Source organism: Sinorhizobium psoraleae (assembly GCF_013283645.1).
GTDB classification, from domain to species: Bacteria; Pseudomonadota; Alphaproteobacteria; order Rhizobiales; family Rhizobiaceae; genus Sinorhizobium; species Sinorhizobium psoraleae.
Map to the genome: position 1 here is coordinate 346,424 of NZ_JABEKV010000004.1, position 14,333 is coordinate 360,756.

Genomic DNA, 14,333 nt, shown 5'->3' on the forward strand with positions numbered 1-14,333 from the left:
CCGATTGACAGAAATAAGTCATGACTTATAATAAGCCATGACTTATGAAGATAGATTGTTCGCAGCTCTTGCCGACCCGACCCGGCGCGCGATTTTCGAGCGTGTCGCCGGGCGGCGGCAGTCGGTCGCGGAGTTGGCGCGGGGAATGCCGGTGTCGCAGCCGGCGATTTCGCAGCATTTAAAGGTGTTGAAGGAAGCGCGGCTCGTTCGTGACGAGCCTTCCGGCGCGCGCCGGATCTATTCGATCGATCCGGAGGGGCTAGGGCCTCTCCGCGCATGGCTCGACCGCTTCTGGAGCGACCAGCTTGCCGCCTTCAAGGCCGTGGTCGAGACGGCGGACGATAACTGACACAGCATGACATCATCGATGCAACGGGAGGAAAGCATCATGCACACGATAGACCCGGCACCGGTCCGCAAGTCCGTCACTGTCCGCGCATCGCCGGAGAAAGCCTTCGATGTCTTCGTCAACGGCATGGGAAGCTGGTGGATCAAGGGCCATAGCCTGACCGAGTCCGGCCAGAAGACGGTTGTCGTCGAGGCCATTGCCGGTGGCCGCTGGTACGAGATCGGCAATGCCGGCGAAGAGCGGGACTGGGGCCGTGTCATCGCTTGCGACCGACCAAACCGCATCCTCTTCGCCTGGCAGCTCAACGCCGAATTCGACTTCGATCCCGCGTTCCGCACCGAAGTGGAGGTGCTGTTCGAGGCGAAGGGGGAGAACGAGACGACAGTCGTCCTCGAACATCGCCAGCTCGAGAGTTATGGCGCCAGAACCCAGGAACTGCGGGGCGTGCTCGATTCGGAGAGCGGCTGGGGCGGGTTGCTGGCGTCCTATGTCGCCAAGATGGCGTAACTCACAGGAGGCCCGCGCCAAGCTCACCGCATCGACATCAAGTTGGTCATCAGGCCAGCCTTGATCTCGATGGCGGGTCTCGATTCCAGCGCGTTGGCCGGATAGCCGATGTCCTGCAGCTGGTCGTGGCCAAGGCTTTCGAGCGCTCTCAGCGTCTGCGCGTGCCGGTGCTGCTTTGCAAAGGCAGCTGCGGCACAGGCGAGGCGCTCTTTCAGAGCGTGGACGATATCGCCGGCGTGGGTTGCGTATCCGGAGCGATAGTCTGTGGTAGCCATCTCGGCCTCCATCTTCGAACTGATGGAGGGAGCTTGCCATGGCCGCGTTTTACCGCTGTTCAGGCGGGAGTGAAATGCGGATGAGACCGAAGGGGACGAGCGCTAAATCTGCGTTAAATCGAACGCAATCAATGCTAACGTGGCTCGCATTTCGTGAAAACGGAGCCAGCGCATGCGCATTCGGTTGCTCGGGGATCTCACCGTCGTTTCGCCTTCGGACGAGCCGGTCAAGTTTACGACGCGCAAGACCGCGCTCGTCTTTGCCGCCCTGGTTCTCTCCGGGCGGCGCGGCGTGCGAAGGGCCTTGCTGGCCGATGCCTTCTGGCCGGGGCGCGGCGAGGTCCAGGCGCGCAACAGCCTGCGCCAGGCGCTCGTCGATATCCGTCGCGCTTTCCCGACCGGCAATGGCGCAGCGATCGAGATCGAGACGGATCTCGAAACCATCAGCCTTGCCGCCGGTAATGGCGAGGCCGACATTTGGGTCTTCGATCGTCTGATCGAGCGGGGCGGGATCGGCAATCTAGCGGCGGCGGCCGAACTTTATCGCGGTGATCTCCTTGCGGAGATCTCAATTCCCGAAGAACTCGAGCAATGGTTTCGGCCGCATGTCAGCAGCTACCGGCAGAAGGCGCTGCAGCTCGTCGATCGGTTGAGCCGCGACCTGAAGGGTGGCGGCGACACGGCTGGCGAGTTGGCCTGCGAGCGCCTGGCGGAGCGGCTGCTCGCTTCGGAACCCGCCGCCGAGGAGGCGCACCGCGCCATGATCCGGATCTACCAGCATCGCGGGCAGGCGAACGCCGCCATGCGGCAATATCTCCTCTGTCGCGAAGCCCTGCAGCGGGAACTCGGTGTCGAGCCGGAAGCGGCGACGAGGGCGTTGATCGAAAAGCCTACGGGCCCGCAGACGCAGGAGAAGGCGCCGTCCGTCGCGGCTGCGAAAACCCACGCCGCGGTGCCCCCCGAAAGGGAACAGCCTTCTGTCGTTGTCATGCCCTTCGACAATCTGAGCAGCGAGGAGGATGACTATTTCGTCGATGGCGTCGTCGAGGAGATCACCGCGGCGCTGTCGCGCGTTCGCGATTTCTTCGTAATCGCCCGCCAATCGGCCTTCACCTACAAGGGCCGCTTTATCGATGTGCGCGAGGTGGGAGCGGAGCTCGGCGTTTCCTATGTGGTGGAGGGCACGGTTCGACGCGGTGGCAATCGCCTGCGCATCTCGGTGCAACTGGTCGATGCGGAATCGCGCAAGCAATTGTGGTCGGATCGCTACGAAGGGGCGAGCGCGGATCTGTTCGAGTTCCAGGACCGGATCGCGGCCCAGGTCGCCGGCGCGATCCATCCGGCGGTGCGCCACGCGGAGATCGAATCCGCGACGCGAAAGCCGCCCGCAAATCTCAGAGCCTACGACCTCGTGATGCGCGCCTTCCCGAAGCTCTGGGGCCAGAATGCCGCGGCAATCGCGGAGGCGATGAAGACCCTTCAGGAAGCGCTGCAGCTCGACCCGAAATATGGTCGGGCGCATGCGCTGCTTGCCTGGTGCCACGCGCTAAACATCACCTATCTCTGGTCGCCGGACCAGGCCGCCGAGTTGCGGACCATGTTCGCGGCCATCGATCGGGCATCTGGCCTGGTCGAGGACGATCCGACGGCGCTGACGGCTTGTGGAGCAGCCGCTAGTCTTGGCGGCGACCAGCAAAGAGCGTCCGCGTTCATCGAAAGCGCACTTGCGCTTGATCCGAACAATGCCTGGGCCTGGACCCGTTACGGCTGGGTCGGGATCTACCAGGACCAGGCGACCGAGGCGCAGGAGCGATTCGAGCGGGCGATGCGGCTGAGTCCGCTCGACCCCTTCGCCTTCAACATGCGCATGGGGCTCGGGGCTGCCTACGCGCTGGCCGGCCGGTTTTCGGAAGCGGCCGCGATCGCCCGGGACGTGGTCACACGCCATACGAACGTCACCTGGGCGTATCGTCAATTGGCGGCCTGGGCAGCCATGAACGACGACATGAAGACAGCCCATTGGGCGGCCGAGCGGTTTCTCGCCATTCAGCCCGACTACACGATCGCGAAATATGTCGCGCTTCCCTCGCTGCGTGACGTCAGCCGTTTCCGCGAAACGATGGCGGCAGGCATGAAGAAGGCGGGCCTGCCGGAGAATTAGATCACTTTCGCAACAATGAAATGATTTAACTTCTTGAAACTACGTGGTCCGGCCGGAAACCCGTTACGCACCGAAATTATTCAGCCCGCCGGCAGACGCTGCCTGACTATGGCGGCCTGGAAGAGGGCGCCGTGAATCAGCCCGGCGTCGTTGAAATCGTAGGCAGGATTGTGCAGCGGCGCGGAGTCCCTGCCGTTGCCTAGAAAGACGAAGCAGCCCGGAACGTGTTCGAGGAAGCGGGCGAAATCCTCGGATCCAGTCATCGGCTCGCGAGCCGTTGCAATATGATCCGGTTCGAACAAGGTTCTTGCGGCGGCGAAGGCTTCCTCGACGAGGGCCGCCTCGTTGAGGAGGGGCACGAATTCGCGCGTATAGGTCACCTCGGCGGAGACGTTGTAGGTCAGCGCCGTGCCTTCCGCGATCACGCGCATCTGCTTCTCGATCTCGGCACTCACTTCCGGCCGGAAGCTGCGCGCATCGCCAAGGATGCGGGCAAGGCCGGGCAGGGCGTTGCGGGTGCCGTCAGTGATAAGTTCCGTGACCGAGACGACGCCGATATCAGCGGGACTTAAGCGGCGCGAGACGATCGTCTGCAGGTTGGTGACGAGGGCGCAGGCGGCGACCAGCACCTCGTTGGCCGCGTGGGGCCGGGCCGCATGGCCGCCGACGCCCTTGAGGACGATTTCGAAATTGTCTTCCGCCGACATGATGGCGCCGGCACGGGTCTCGAAATGGCCGACCGGAAGCCCCGGCATGTTGTGCAGCCCGTAGATTTCCTCGAACGGGAACCGCTCCATCAGCCCGTCGTCGAGCATGGCGAGTGCGCCCTTGCCCCATTCCTCCGCCGGCTGAAAGATGAAGCGCACGGTGCCATCGAAGCCGCCGTCTTCGGTGAGCAACTTTGCGGCACCGAGCAACATCGTCGTGTGGCCGTCGTGGCCGCAGGCATGCATGACGCCTGGGTTTTGCGAGCGATACTCGAGCGCTCCCTGTTCCGGAATGCGCAGCGCGTCCATGTCGGCGCGAAGCGCAATGGCTCGGTGGCTGTTGCCGCTGCGGAGCGTACCGACGACGCCGGTGCCGCCGACGCCTTCGGCGACATCAAGGCCGAACTCACTGAGCTTCGCCACGACGAAGGCGGAGGTCCGCTTCTCCTCGAAGCCGAATTCCGGATGGGCGTGAAGATCGCGCCGCCATCCGCGCATTTCGCGTTCGAGCAGTTTCAGGTCAGCCATTTGTTTCCTCCGCCAATGCAACGGCAGCGTGCACGCATCGCGCCCGATTGGTTTTTGCGCAGACTTGTGCCGGCGTCATGCCGACAAGCTCGGCATAGCGCTCTGGGTCTGTCGCGCCTTCGGTATTGAAAAGCAGGATCCGCGCGTTTTCATCGAGACCGACGGCCGCCCGAATTGCCGGGGTCGATGCCGCCCGGATGAGGCCTGCCAGTCCGGCGCCGCCGCTTTCTCCGGCGACGATTGCCGGATCGTGGCCGGACGGGCGCGCCAGCCGGTTCATCGCTGCAATGGCGTCATCCTCGTCGACGGTCATGAAGACGTCCGCCACATGCTTGAGCACCCGCCAGGCGACAAGCGAGGGGTCATAGCATTCGAGCATGGCCATCACCGTCGGCTCGCCATGTGCGATCTTCACGGGATGCCCGGCACGCGCGGTTTCGAAGATGCAGGCTGCACGCACCGGGTCGACGACGGTGAAGGTCGGCCGCCGGTCGCCGAATGTAAGCGCGAGATGACCGCTGACGGCTGCGGCGACGCCACCGACACCCGCCTGCACGAAGACATGCGTCGGCGGTTCCGGCAGCCGGCGCAGCGCCTCCCGGACCATTGCCGTATAGCCCTGCATCACCAATCCGGGAATGCGCTCATAACCCGCCCAGGACGTATCTGAGACGATCGTCCAGCCGTGCTCGGTCGCGACCCGCGCCGCTTCCGCAACCGTATCATCGTAGGTACCGTCGACACGGACCATCTCGGCGCGGAAACGAGAGATCGCCGCCACGCGCGCCTCGCTGACGCCGCCGTGAACGAAGATCACCGCCTTCGCGCCAACAAGCTCGGCCCCTTGCGCCACCGAGCGGCCGTGATTGCCGTCGGTCGCGCAGGCGAAGGTCATCGTCGCCGCCACCGCCATCACCTCCGGCGAATGCAGCTCGGCGATATCGACCGGGCGTCCGAGGCGCCGTTGCGCCTCCTCCAGAACCAGCCGGATCACCGCATAGGCGCCGCCGAGCGCCTTGAAGCTGCCGAGACTCAGCCGATGGCCCTCATCCTTGACATGGAGCGCGCCGACGCCGAGCTCGCGGGCGAGCGCCGGCAGCGCATGCAGCGGCGTCTCGGCATGATTGGTGCGATGCGCCAGGAAGCGCTCGACCGTGTTTGCCCCGTTTTCTCCAAGCGTTTCGGCATCAGTCGGCTCGAGCGGCTTGTTGTAGTCCGGATGGGTATTCAGAACAAACATGGGCGTCCTCGTTCATCAGCGGGATGAGGAAAAGTGTATGCGGTTTTCCGCCCGCATCCCGCGCCGCAAAGAGCGGGATGACGAAAAGTGTGATGCGGTTTCTCCGCCCGCATCCCGCCTCAAATCAGCAGATTGGCGAATTTGTATTGCACTGTGCATGAAAAATGCGCTGTATTCCGGCGCCTGAAATGCAAGTTTGTTTCGTGGAAAGAACGCTTGGCAAAGACTCGTCCCGAAATCGCCCTCGATTCCTTCGACCTTGCGATCCTGAAGATCCTGCAGAAGGACAATGCCACGCCGCAGCGAACGATTGGCGAGGCGGTCAATCTCTCGGCGCCGGCGGTGCAGCGGCGGATCAAGCGCATGGAGGAGGCGGGTGTCATCGCGGCCAATTGCGCCATCGTAGATCCGGCCAGGGTCGGCCAACCGATCACGATCTTCGTCGAGGTAGAGGTGATCAGCGAGACGGCCGAACTGATCGACGCGGCGAAGGCGGAGTTTTCGGCCGCGCCGGAGGTACAGCAATGCTACTACGTCACAGGCGAGGCGGATTTCATTCTGGTCATCGTCGTCGCGACCATGGCCGACTACGAGGCGCTCACGCGACGCCTCTTCTTCGGCAACAACAACGTCAAAAGATTCCGCACCTTCGTTGCGATGGATCGGGTGAAGGTCGGGCTGACGGTGCCGCTTTAAGGCTCAAATTCGGGTGGTGATCCCGGATCGCCCCGATGAGCAGGGATGGGCAATTGCGCCTAGTCCCTGCTGCGGCGTCTCCTGCGGCCGCCGCCTTCGCCGTCATCGGTCAGCACCTTGCGCTCGGGAAGCGTGACGACTTCGGCGAGTTTCGGGAAGGCATCGACCTTGTTCGGCATCGCCATGGCGTTGACGAAGTGTTCCTGAAATTTCGATTCAAGAGCCGTCTCTATCTTCTCGATTTTCCTCACCGTTTCCTCGATCTCCCGGCGGTGGCCGCGATTGAGGAGCGCCATCAGCGCACCGGTCCCGGCGGCGTTGCCCACCGCCTTCACCTCGTTAAGGTCGCAGTCCGGGATGAGGCCGAGCACCATGGCGTATTTCGGATCGATGAAGGAGCCGAAGGCGCCGGCGAAGCGGATCGTGTCGACATGGTCGACGCCCTGCTTTTCCATCAAGAGCTTGATGCCGGCATAGAGCGCGGCCTTGGCAAGCTGGATTGCCCGGATGTCGTTCTGCGTGACGGTGATGCGTTGGTCGCCCTCATGCACAAGATAGGAGAAGGTCCGGCCGTTCGGCACGATGCGCGGGCTTTTCGCGGCCATGGCGCCGTCGACGACGCCGTCCTGTGAAATGATGCCGGTCAGATACATTTCCGCGACGACCTCGATGATCGCAGAGCCGCAGATGCCGGTAACGCCGACCGCGGCGGCGGCCTCGGCAAAACCCTCCTCGTTCGACCACTTGTCGACGCCGATCACGCGGAAGCGCGGCTCCAGCGTCTCGGGGTCGATGCGCACGCGCTCGATCGCTCCGGGCGCGGCACGCTGGCCGGAGGAGATTTCGGCACCCTCGAAGGCCGGGCCGGTCGGCGAGGAGGCGGCGACGACGCGTTGCCGGTTGCCGAGCACGATCTCGGCATTGGTGCCGACGTCGACAAGCAGCATCATCTTGTCCTGCCGGTGCGGGCCTTCCGAAAGTGTCGCACCGGCGGCGTCCGCCCCGACATGGCCGGCAATGCAGGGCAGCATATAGAGCCTCGCGCCGCGATTGACTTCGATGTCGATCTCGTGCGCCCAGTATTGCAGCGCACCGGAAACAGCGAGCGCGAAGGGCGCCTGGCCGAGTTCCGTCGGGTCGATACCGAGGAACAGGTGGTGCATGATCGGGTTACCGACGATCACCATGTCGAGGATGTCGTGGCGGTCGATTTCGCCCTCGGTGCAGACCTTGCCGATCAGGCCGTTCACCGCCTCGCGCACCGCTTTGGTCATCGCCTCGCGGCCGTCGGGATTCATCATGACGTAGGAGACGCGGCTCATCAGATCCTCGCCGAAGCGGATCTGCGGGTTCGACGCGCCCGAGGAGGCGACGATGCGGCCGGACAATAGCGACACCAGATGCATGGCGATCGTCGTCGAACCGATGTCGCAGGCGATGCCGTAGGCCTCATTCTTGAGGCCCGGCCAGAGGCCGACGATGAAGGGACGCGAGGAATCCATGTCGCGGTGGATCGCGGCGGTCACAGCCCAGTTGCCCTTGCGCAGGATGCCCTGCACCTGCGGGATCAGGTGCGGCGCGATCAGGAGATCTTTCCAGCCCCAGTCCTTTTCGAGGATGGCCTTCATCCGGTCGAGATCGCCGAGCGGCTTGTGCATGTCCGGCTCATCCACCTCGACATAGCAAAGCTGGACGGCGGCATTGCGCTCGATCACCCGGTCGGTTGCGGCCTTGCGCACCACCTGCGCATTGATGACGGTATCTTGCGGCACGTCGATGACGAGATCGCCGAGAATCTGCGACGAGCAGGAGAGCCGGCGGCCGTCGGGCAGCTCGCGCACGCTGGCGTAACGCTGCTCCTTCGGGCCGATCGGCGAGATATGGTCGTTCGACGAGACGATCTTGTGTTTGGCGAAGTTGCCTTCCTGCACGGAAACCTGGCAGCGCCCGCAGGTCGCGCGGCCGCCGCAGACGCTTTCGACATAGACCCCGAGCGAACGCGCGGCGTCAAGGATCGGCGTGCCGACCGGGAACCGGCCGCGCTTGCCCGATGGCATGAACAGCACCAGCGGATCGTTCTTGTTTTCCTTCGGGGACACGTTCAGCATCTTTCTGCCTCGCCAGTCGACTTACTTCCGAAGCCTGCGGACATTGGCCCGCACGCGCTTGGCATAGGGACGAAGTGCCGCGGCCGTCACCCGGTCGTGGCCGCCGGAAACGGCCTTCCCAGCGGCAAAGGCTGCCGCGAGCCCCATTCCCTCCTTCGCGATGGCGACGTTCGCTGCCATGACGCTTTCCGCGACCGCAGCCATCTTCTCCGTCACCATGCGGCTGGTTTCGGCATAGTCCGTTGCTGAGCCCGTCATAGCGGCAATTGCCATTGCTTGTGTGCGGGCGGCAATAACCATGGGCGCCTGGAACCACAGCGCCATCAGATCGCTCGCGAGGGAATGGTGCCTTGCCATGGCTATTCCGCCCGCGCAGCGGCACCGGCCCGCGCTGCGCGTCCGCCACGCCGTCCGCCACCGCCAGCCGGCGCCGCGGCTGCGACCGCATGGCCGCCTTCGGCCGGCTTGTGGTCGCGATAGGTCATGATCCAGTTGGTGCAGTTCGCGTCCGTGCCGTTCAAGACGTTCGCGGCGCGCACGGCTTCCATTTCCTGCGGACGGCAGGGGTTCATGATCGCCGAGGTCATGCCGGCGCCGATCACCATCGGAATGAAGCCGGCATTGATGCCGTGGCGGTGCGGCAGGCCGAAGGAGATGTTGGAGAGGCCGCACGTGGTGTTGACCTTCAGCTCCTCGCGCAGGCGGCGCAGAAGAGCGAAGACCTGCCGGCCGGCATCGCCCAGAGCGCCGATCGGCATGACGAGCGGATCGACGACGATGTCGTGCGGCTTGATGCCGTGATCCATGGCGCGCTCGACGATCTTCTTGGCGACGGCGAAGCGGACGTCCGGATCCATGGAAATGCCGGTCTCGTCGTTGGAGATCGCGACGACAGGGACATCGTATTTCTTGACGAGCGGCAGGATCGCTTCCAGCTTCTCCTCTTCGCCGGTGACCGAATTCACCAGCGGACGGCCCTTGGCGACGCGCAGGCCCGCTTCGATCGCGGCGGTGACGGAGCTGTCGATCGACAGCGGCACGTCGACGAGGCCCTGGACGATCTCCAGCGTCTTGACGAGCAGCGGCGGTTCGGTCTCGTTCGGGTTGACGGCGGTTACGCCAGCATTGACGTCGAGCATCGTCGCGCCGGCGGCGACCTGCTCCAGCGCGTCCTTGATCACGGTGTCGAAGTTACCTTCGATCATCTCGGCGGCGAGTTTCTTGCGGCCGGTCGGGTTGATGCGTTCGCCGATGACGCAGAAGGGCTGGTCGAAGCCGATGACGATCTCTCGGGTGGCGGAAGCGACGATGGTGCGGGTCATGTAAGATCCTTTGATCCTGAGCGTAGGGCTTTGTAATAGGCCCCGTCTTCGTTTGTAAGGCGCTGGACAGGCCGATGCGCCGGTTTTCCTCTTATATCGAGCGGGGAGCGCGATTTCTCGCCCCAACGTCCTAGTGCGCCGTGCGTTCAAATGAACGCACAAAGGATGCTCTAGCACTTGGATCTAGAGCATCTTATCCGCTTTCGGTGATTCCACCTGAAAACGGGATGCTCTAGTGCGGGTGGTGCGCCGCGGCCTCCGCCATTTGCTCCTGGTTCTCCTCGATGCCCTCGCGAATGTGTTCGAGCCGCTCGGCAACCAGCGCATCGCTCGGCAGGCTCTCGCGCTTCCAGGGCCGGCGGCCCTTCAACACGCCCGAGTCATGCACGATCTCGGCGACATATTCTTCCTGCCGATAGGCCATGACGTGAACGCCCGAGACCCCCTCGATCTCCTTCACCTCGTTGATGATGTCGATGCAGAGCTGCTTGCCTTCCTTCTTCTGGTCCTGCGCACCTTCGAGGCGCGCGACCACGCTGTCGGGAATATGGATTCCGGGCACGTTCGAGCGGATCCAGCGGGCAGTCTTGGCGGAGGCCATCGGCCCGACGCCGACGAGGATGAAGCACTTTTCGTGCAGGCCGAGATCGCGCACCTTCTTCATGTATTCGCGGAACATCGGCACATCGAAGCAATACTGGCTCTGCACGAACTGCGCGCCGGCCTCGATCTTCTTGGCGAGCCGGTATGGGCGGAAATCGTAAGGCGGCGCAAAGGGGTTGATCGCAGCGCCAAGAAAGACATGCGGCGGCGTCGTCAGCTTGCGGCCGGACAGGAACTTCGAATTGTCGCGCATGATGCGGACAGTCTCGAGCAGCGACATACAGTCGAGGTCGAAGACCGGCTTTGCGCCCGGCTGGTCGCCGGCCTGCACGCCGTCGCCGGTCAGACACATGATGTTCTGCACGCCCATGGCGGAAGCGCCGAGCACATCGCCCTGGATGGCGATGCGGTTCTTGTCGCGGCAGGCGATCTGCATGATCGGCGCGTAGCCCATGCGCGTAAGAAGCGCGCAGATCCCGACCGACGACATATGGCAGTTGGCGCCGGACGCGTCGACCGCGTTGATGCCGTCGACCCAGCCGTCGAAGACCGCCGCGCGCTCGTAGACGTCCTCGGGATTGGCGCTGTCCGGCGGGTTGAGTTCGGCGGTCACGGCAAATTCGCCGCGGCGCAGCACACGCTCCAGCCGTCCGCGCGAGGAATGGCCGGGCAGGGGATCGAGCGGGGCGCCCGGATCGTGAGGATTGATATCCGGGCTCATTGCTGCGGGCCTTCCTTCTTCGCCGCGTCGCGAGCGGCCGCGGCTTCCGCCGTCACCCGCAACCACGACGACGTTTCGCGCAGCGACTGATTGACCGGCTTCTGCACATTCATGATCGCGTCACCCTTCACCATGTTCTGCGAGCCCTTCCACGCCTGCACCCAGACGCAGGGCATGTCCGGCTCCACCTCGCAGTTGCCGTTGGCACGCACGCCGCCGCAGGGGCCGTTCCTGAGCTGCTTCGGACAATTCATCGGACAGGACATGCCGGTCGAGGACAGCGCGCACTGGCCGCACATGCGACAGTCGAAGAGGAAGCCCTTGACGTGACGCTCGACGAAGGTCACCGGCCGTTCAACGCGGCCGTAGCCGATCGCGTTCCACAGCGGATGGAGCAGCAGGAACATGTCGGCGAAGCGGTTATAAAACCATTCGAGAAAGCGCGAATTGCGCACCGCCCAGAGCCGCACCGTATATTTGTGGCGCGAGCGCCGGCTCGGCGACACGCCCTGCGGGGTATAGGCGCCAGTCGCGGCCTTCTTGGCGGGCTGAGCGTTGCCGGTGACGACCTTCGGGTCAGGCATTTTCCCGGCCTCCGGCCTTGACGAGCGCGACCAGCCGTTCCCGGTCATAGGCGGCTTCAAGTTGCGCCGCAGCCTTGTCGGCCTCCGCCTCCAGGTCGTCGGAGACCGGAACCGGGTCGGCCTTGCGCCATTCGGCAAGGTAGTCGTCGGTCTCGGCGGCGCCGGTGCGCATTGCGCACATGTCGATCGCCTCGGTGAAGCGCAGCGAGAGTTCGCGCTTGGCGCTCTTGCGACCCTGTTTGATGATGACCTGGGCGGGAATGTCGCGCCAGTAGACGATGATGCGATCTGCCATGGGATTCTTCTTCTCCTCAAGAGCCGACAATGCGCATGTCCATGCGCGGTGGCTCACCTTGCCACGACGTCGGATATGTCCAAAAACGACGCTCCCCAGCCGCGCATCCGGGCGGGCGCGCATTCGTCGCGAATGCGCCGGCGCGCGGTGCTTTCAGCGGGGCACGGACCGGTCACGCGCCGGCGGCTACCAGTACAAGCCTTATGGAAAAACTTGGCGGCGATTTGCGGGCCGCAGCTTGCATGGAAAGAACACGTCGCTCGCAACAGAGCGCGCGGAACAGCGGACTGTCTCGCTCGTTTAAAGCCCGAGGACCCTCGGCATGCGTGACGCAAATTTGCTACAGATCGTGGTTCTGGCGATCATCGTCGCCGCCCTTGTGTTCGCCGTCGTGGCGCTCATCGAATGAGATCGTCGCCCGCCGTTCCCTAGAGCATCCCGCTTTCAGGTGGAATCACAGAAAGCGCATAAGATTCTCTAGAATCAAAGTGCTAGGGCGTCCTTTGTGCGTTCATTTGAACGCACGGCACCCTAGTAGCCCGAACTCCCGCTTCCCTGTCCGCCACCGCCCATGCCCCCGCCACCCGAGGAGCCGGTACTGGCGGACGGAGGGGGAGGCGTGCTGGCGTTTTGACTGGTCTGACTGGTGGTGCATCCCGCAACCGCCAGAAGCGCTGTCGCAATTGCGACGACAAGAGTTTTGCGGTCCATGGTCTTCTCCAATCATGGAGGCTATGGCGGATCGAAGCAATCCAGGCAGCTTTGAGCGGAACGCGGCATGAAAAACCGCTCTCCTCATCCCTCTTTGATGTTCCGCTACTTGCTGGTCAAAAACATGGCGTTGGGAAGGCGGCACGCCTTCGTGATCGCCACGTCCTTGCGATGGGGTTGATTTCGCCACGAGGTGCATCATCTCCCTGGGATCGCGCGCAGATAGCGCGCCTATTCCGGAGACGGCGATGCCCAAAGTCGTGATCGCAATGATGTGCCTCGGGCTTCTTGCGCTTTCGTCTTGCGCAAACACCGCTCGGGGTTTCGTGCAGGACAGCACCCAAACAGGCCACGCCGTCGACAGCGCTACCCATCGTGTACTCAGGGCAGGCGCTCGGTAGAGGCAGGTCCGTCGCGTCCGCATGAAGGAAACACCGGGGGAATTCCCGTCAGCGCGCTCGGCTTGTTCTTGCGACTACGCCGCATTCTCGACGGCGGTCGCCATGCGATTCCGGTCAAGTTCGACCAGCAGCTTGACGGCCGCCTCTGCTTCCTCTTCGGTGAGACCCCCAAGGATCTGATCGGCGAACACCACAGGCACGCCGGTCACATTGTCCCATACCGTCCAATGATCGGTCGGATCGAGAACGAGTTCATAGCGCTCTTGTGACATTTGCGTTCTCCTCACTTTCCCACCTGATTACCAGATTCGGCGCCGCGCGCCATTCCAAACCCAGGTCCAGAGCGGCGGATGGTACCATTGCCGCGACGCGGCTGGGACATCGATCGGCTGAAGATTTCCGGCAAGCGCGTCTTCGACAGCCTGGATGGCGATCCCGGTCGAAGCGGCGGTCTGCAGCAGCGGATAGGTGTGCATCGTATCGGCGCGCGTCGGCACCTGCCGGGATTGGTAGAGGATGGCACCGGTGTCGACGCCTTCGTCGACGACGTGGACGGTCGCGCCGAAGTTTTCGAGGTCGTTGTTGACTCGCGCCCAGTAGCCGCCCATCAAGCCGCGATATTGCGGGTTGATGCCGGCGTGGAAATTGAGAACCGGGCAGGGGATTGCCGCGAGGGTCTCCGGCTTCAGCATGCGGCAACTGATGAGGAAGACGACGGCGGGTCGAAGGGCGACAAGCCGCGCGCGGCCTTCGGCATCGTTGATCGAGGCGACATGGTGTACTGCGACCGATGGGCTGGGCGCGGTCGAGACGCCGTGCTCACGGATGATCTCTTCCGCCCGCCGGCGGATGAATCGCTTGCCGATACGGGACGCGATCATCGTTGCCAGCTGCCCAGATGCTGTTGGCCAGCCAAGCTTTCGTGCCCGCCGCTTTAGGAAGACCGCCTTCGACTCCGGCTGCTCCTGCAGCACCACCACGTCGGCGAAATGCGCGGCGAGCGCATTGATCATGATATTCGGATTGTCACCGCCTGCGGTCACCACGACGATACGTTCCGACGCCGCGGAATGCACTCTCCCCTTGCTTGCCCCAGCCGTCACACAGGTCTCCCGGCGCATTCTC

Annotated in this window: 16 protein-coding genes; 4 read left to right on the plus strand and 12 right to left on the minus strand. The window is 63.7% G+C overall.

Features of this window, described 5'->3' with window-relative positions; all coding sequences use genetic code 11:
- Positions 1-37 precede the first annotated feature (37 nt).
- Both ILFOPFJJ_RS22650 and ILFOPFJJ_RS22655 read left to right on the plus strand, forming a co-directional pair.
- Positions 38-349, plus strand: coding sequence for an ArsR/SmtB family transcription factor (locus ILFOPFJJ_RS22650; protein ID WP_173512804.1), 312 nt, complete (start codon positions 38-40; stop codon positions 347-349).
- 39 nt (positions 350-388) lie between these two features.
- Entirely contained in the window at positions 389-856 is a 468-nt protein-coding gene (locus ILFOPFJJ_RS22655; protein ID WP_173512805.1) for an SRPBCC family protein, read from the plus strand.
- 23 nt (positions 857-879) lie between these two features.
- Here the strand turns inward: ILFOPFJJ_RS22655 and ILFOPFJJ_RS22660 are convergent, their stop codons facing one another.
- A complete protein-coding gene (locus ILFOPFJJ_RS22660; protein ID WP_173512806.1) occupies positions 880-1,131 on the minus strand; it encodes a hypothetical protein in 252 nt (83 codons plus the stop codon).
- A 172-nt stretch (positions 1,132-1,303) separates the two neighbouring features.
- On the opposite strand from ILFOPFJJ_RS22660, the gene ILFOPFJJ_RS22665 reads away from it, so the two are divergent.
- Entirely contained in the window at positions 1,304-3,292 is a 1,989-nt protein-coding gene (locus tag ILFOPFJJ_RS22665; protein WP_173512807.1) for a BTAD domain-containing putative transcriptional regulator, read from the plus strand.
- Positions 3,293-3,372: 80 nt separating this feature from the next.
- On the opposite strand, the gene ILFOPFJJ_RS22670 is transcribed toward ILFOPFJJ_RS22665, so the two are convergent.
- Together ILFOPFJJ_RS22670 and ILFOPFJJ_RS22675 are read right to left on the minus strand one after the other, a co-directional pair.
- The gene (locus ILFOPFJJ_RS22670; RefSeq protein WP_173512808.1) at positions 3,373-4,527 is read right to left on the minus strand and encodes a M20 aminoacylase family protein; all 1,155 of its coding nucleotides are present in this window, start codon (positions 4,525-4,527) and stop codon (positions 3,373-3,375) included.
- Positions 4,520-5,767 (minus strand): diaminopropionate ammonia-lyase, encoded by a 1,248-nt coding sequence (locus tag ILFOPFJJ_RS22675; RefSeq protein WP_173512809.1) that lies wholly within the window; start codon positions 5,765-5,767, stop codon positions 4,520-4,522. Before ILFOPFJJ_RS22675 ends, ILFOPFJJ_RS22670 begins: the two co-directional genes overlap by 8 nt.
- Positions 5,768-5,983: 216 nt before the next feature.
- Between ILFOPFJJ_RS22675 and ILFOPFJJ_RS22680 the strand changes: the two genes are divergently transcribed.
- Positions 5,984-6,463: an Lrp/AsnC family transcriptional regulator gene (locus ILFOPFJJ_RS22680; protein ID WP_173512810.1), complete on the plus strand. Its 480-nt coding sequence runs from the start codon at positions 5,984-5,986 to the stop codon at positions 6,461-6,463.
- A 59-nt stretch (positions 6,464-6,522) separates the two neighbouring features.
- Here ILFOPFJJ_RS22680 and ILFOPFJJ_RS22685 read toward each other — a convergent pair whose 3' ends face one another.
- The 9 genes from ILFOPFJJ_RS22685 to ILFOPFJJ_RS22725 form a co-directional block, all read right to left on the minus strand.
- Positions 6,523-8,571 (minus strand): ASKHA domain-containing protein, encoded by a 2,049-nt coding sequence (locus ILFOPFJJ_RS22685; RefSeq protein WP_173512811.1) that lies wholly within the window; start codon positions 8,569-8,571, stop codon positions 6,523-6,525.
- A 21-nt stretch (positions 8,572-8,592) separates the two neighbouring features.
- Complete coding sequence (locus ILFOPFJJ_RS22690; protein WP_173512812.1) at positions 8,593-8,928, minus strand: hypothetical protein; 336 nt, start codon at positions 8,926-8,928, stop codon at positions 8,593-8,595.
- Positions 8,929-8,930: 2 nt separating this feature from the next.
- Positions 8,931-9,893 (minus strand): methyltetrahydrofolate cobalamin methyltransferase, encoded by a 963-nt coding sequence (locus ILFOPFJJ_RS22695; RefSeq protein WP_173512813.1) that lies wholly within the window; start codon positions 9,891-9,893, stop codon positions 8,931-8,933.
- Positions 9,894-10,125: 232 nt separating this feature from the next.
- Positions 10,126-11,217 carry a methylenetetrahydrofolate reductase gene (locus tag ILFOPFJJ_RS22700; protein ID WP_173512814.1) on the minus strand — a complete coding sequence of 364 codons (1,092 nt, stop codon included), beginning with the start codon at positions 11,215-11,217 and terminating at the stop codon, positions 10,126-10,128.
- Positions 11,214-11,801 carry a methylenetetrahydrofolate reductase C-terminal domain-containing protein gene (locus ILFOPFJJ_RS22705; RefSeq protein WP_173512815.1) on the minus strand — a complete coding sequence of 196 codons (588 nt, stop codon included), beginning with the start codon at positions 11,799-11,801 and terminating at the stop codon, positions 11,214-11,216. Before ILFOPFJJ_RS22705 ends, ILFOPFJJ_RS22700 begins: the two co-directional genes overlap by 4 nt.
- The gene (locus ILFOPFJJ_RS22710; RefSeq protein WP_173512816.1) at positions 11,794-12,096 is read right to left on the minus strand and encodes a virulence factor; all 303 of its coding nucleotides are present in this window, start codon (positions 12,094-12,096) and stop codon (positions 11,794-11,796) included. The genes ILFOPFJJ_RS22705 and ILFOPFJJ_RS22710 overlap by 8 nt, the downstream gene beginning before the upstream one ends.
- 531 nt (positions 12,097-12,627) lie before the next feature.
- Positions 12,628-12,807 carry a hypothetical protein gene (locus ILFOPFJJ_RS22715; RefSeq protein WP_173512817.1) on the minus strand — a complete coding sequence of 60 codons (180 nt, stop codon included), beginning with the start codon at positions 12,805-12,807 and terminating at the stop codon, positions 12,628-12,630.
- 475 nt (positions 12,808-13,282) lie between these two features.
- Positions 13,283-13,480: a hypothetical protein gene (locus ILFOPFJJ_RS22720; protein WP_173512818.1), complete on the minus strand. Its 198-nt coding sequence runs from the start codon at positions 13,478-13,480 to the stop codon at positions 13,283-13,285.
- 27 nt (positions 13,481-13,507) lie between these two features.
- Positions 13,508-14,329 carry a formyl transferase gene (locus ILFOPFJJ_RS22725; protein ID WP_173512819.1) on the minus strand — a complete coding sequence of 274 codons (822 nt, stop codon included), beginning with the start codon at positions 14,327-14,329 and terminating at the stop codon, positions 13,508-13,510.
- Positions 14,330-14,333: the final 4 nt, after the last annotated feature.

Excerpts from the sequence above, each read along its gene's own strand:
- ILFOPFJJ_RS22650 (WP_173512804.1), top strand. The coding sequence starts at position 38 with ATGACTTATGAAGATAGATTGTTCGCAGCTCTTGCCGACCCGACCCGG.
- ILFOPFJJ_RS22655 (WP_173512805.1), top strand. The coding sequence starts at position 389 with ATGCACACGATAGACCCGGCACCGGTCCGCAAGTCCGTCACTGTCCGC.
- ILFOPFJJ_RS22660 (WP_173512806.1), bottom strand. The coding sequence starts at position 1,131 with ATGGCTACCACAGACTATCGCTCCGGATACGCAACCCACGCCGGCGAT.
- ILFOPFJJ_RS22665 (WP_173512807.1), top strand. The coding sequence starts at position 1,304 with ATGCGCATTCGGTTGCTCGGGGATCTCACCGTCGTTTCGCCTTCGGAC.
- ILFOPFJJ_RS22670 (WP_173512808.1), bottom strand. The coding sequence starts at position 4,527 with ATGGCTGACCTGAAACTGCTCGAACGCGAAATGCGCGGATGGCGGCGC.
- ILFOPFJJ_RS22675 (WP_173512809.1), bottom strand. The coding sequence starts at position 5,767 with ATGTTTGTTCTGAATACCCATCCGGACTACAACAAGCCGCTCGAGCCG.
- ILFOPFJJ_RS22685 (WP_173512811.1), bottom strand. The coding sequence starts at position 8,571 with ATGCTGAACGTGTCCCCGAAGGAAAACAAGAACGATCCGCTGGTGCTG.
- ILFOPFJJ_RS22690 (WP_173512812.1), bottom strand. The coding sequence starts at position 8,928 with ATGGCAAGGCACCATTCCCTCGCGAGCGATCTGATGGCGCTGTGGTTC.
- ILFOPFJJ_RS22695 (WP_173512813.1), bottom strand. The coding sequence starts at position 9,893 with ATGACCCGCACCATCGTCGCTTCCGCCACCCGAGAGATCGTCATCGGC.
- ILFOPFJJ_RS22700 (WP_173512814.1), bottom strand. The coding sequence starts at position 11,217 with ATGAGCCCGGATATCAATCCTCACGATCCGGGCGCCCCGCTCGATCCC.
- ILFOPFJJ_RS22705 (WP_173512815.1), bottom strand. The coding sequence starts at position 11,801 with ATGCCTGACCCGAAGGTCGTCACCGGCAACGCTCAGCCCGCCAAGAAG.
- ILFOPFJJ_RS22710 (WP_173512816.1), bottom strand. The coding sequence starts at position 12,096 with ATGGCAGATCGCATCATCGTCTACTGGCGCGACATTCCCGCCCAGGTC.
- ILFOPFJJ_RS22715 (WP_173512817.1), bottom strand. The coding sequence starts at position 12,807 with ATGGACCGCAAAACTCTTGTCGTCGCAATTGCGACAGCGCTTCTGGCG.
- ILFOPFJJ_RS22720 (WP_173512818.1), bottom strand. The coding sequence starts at position 13,480 with ATGTCACAAGAGCGCTATGAACTCGTTCTCGATCCGACCGATCATTGG.
- ILFOPFJJ_RS22725 (WP_173512819.1), bottom strand. The coding sequence starts at position 14,329 with ATGCGCCGGGAGACCTGTGTGACGGCTGGGGCAAGCAAGGGGAGAGTG.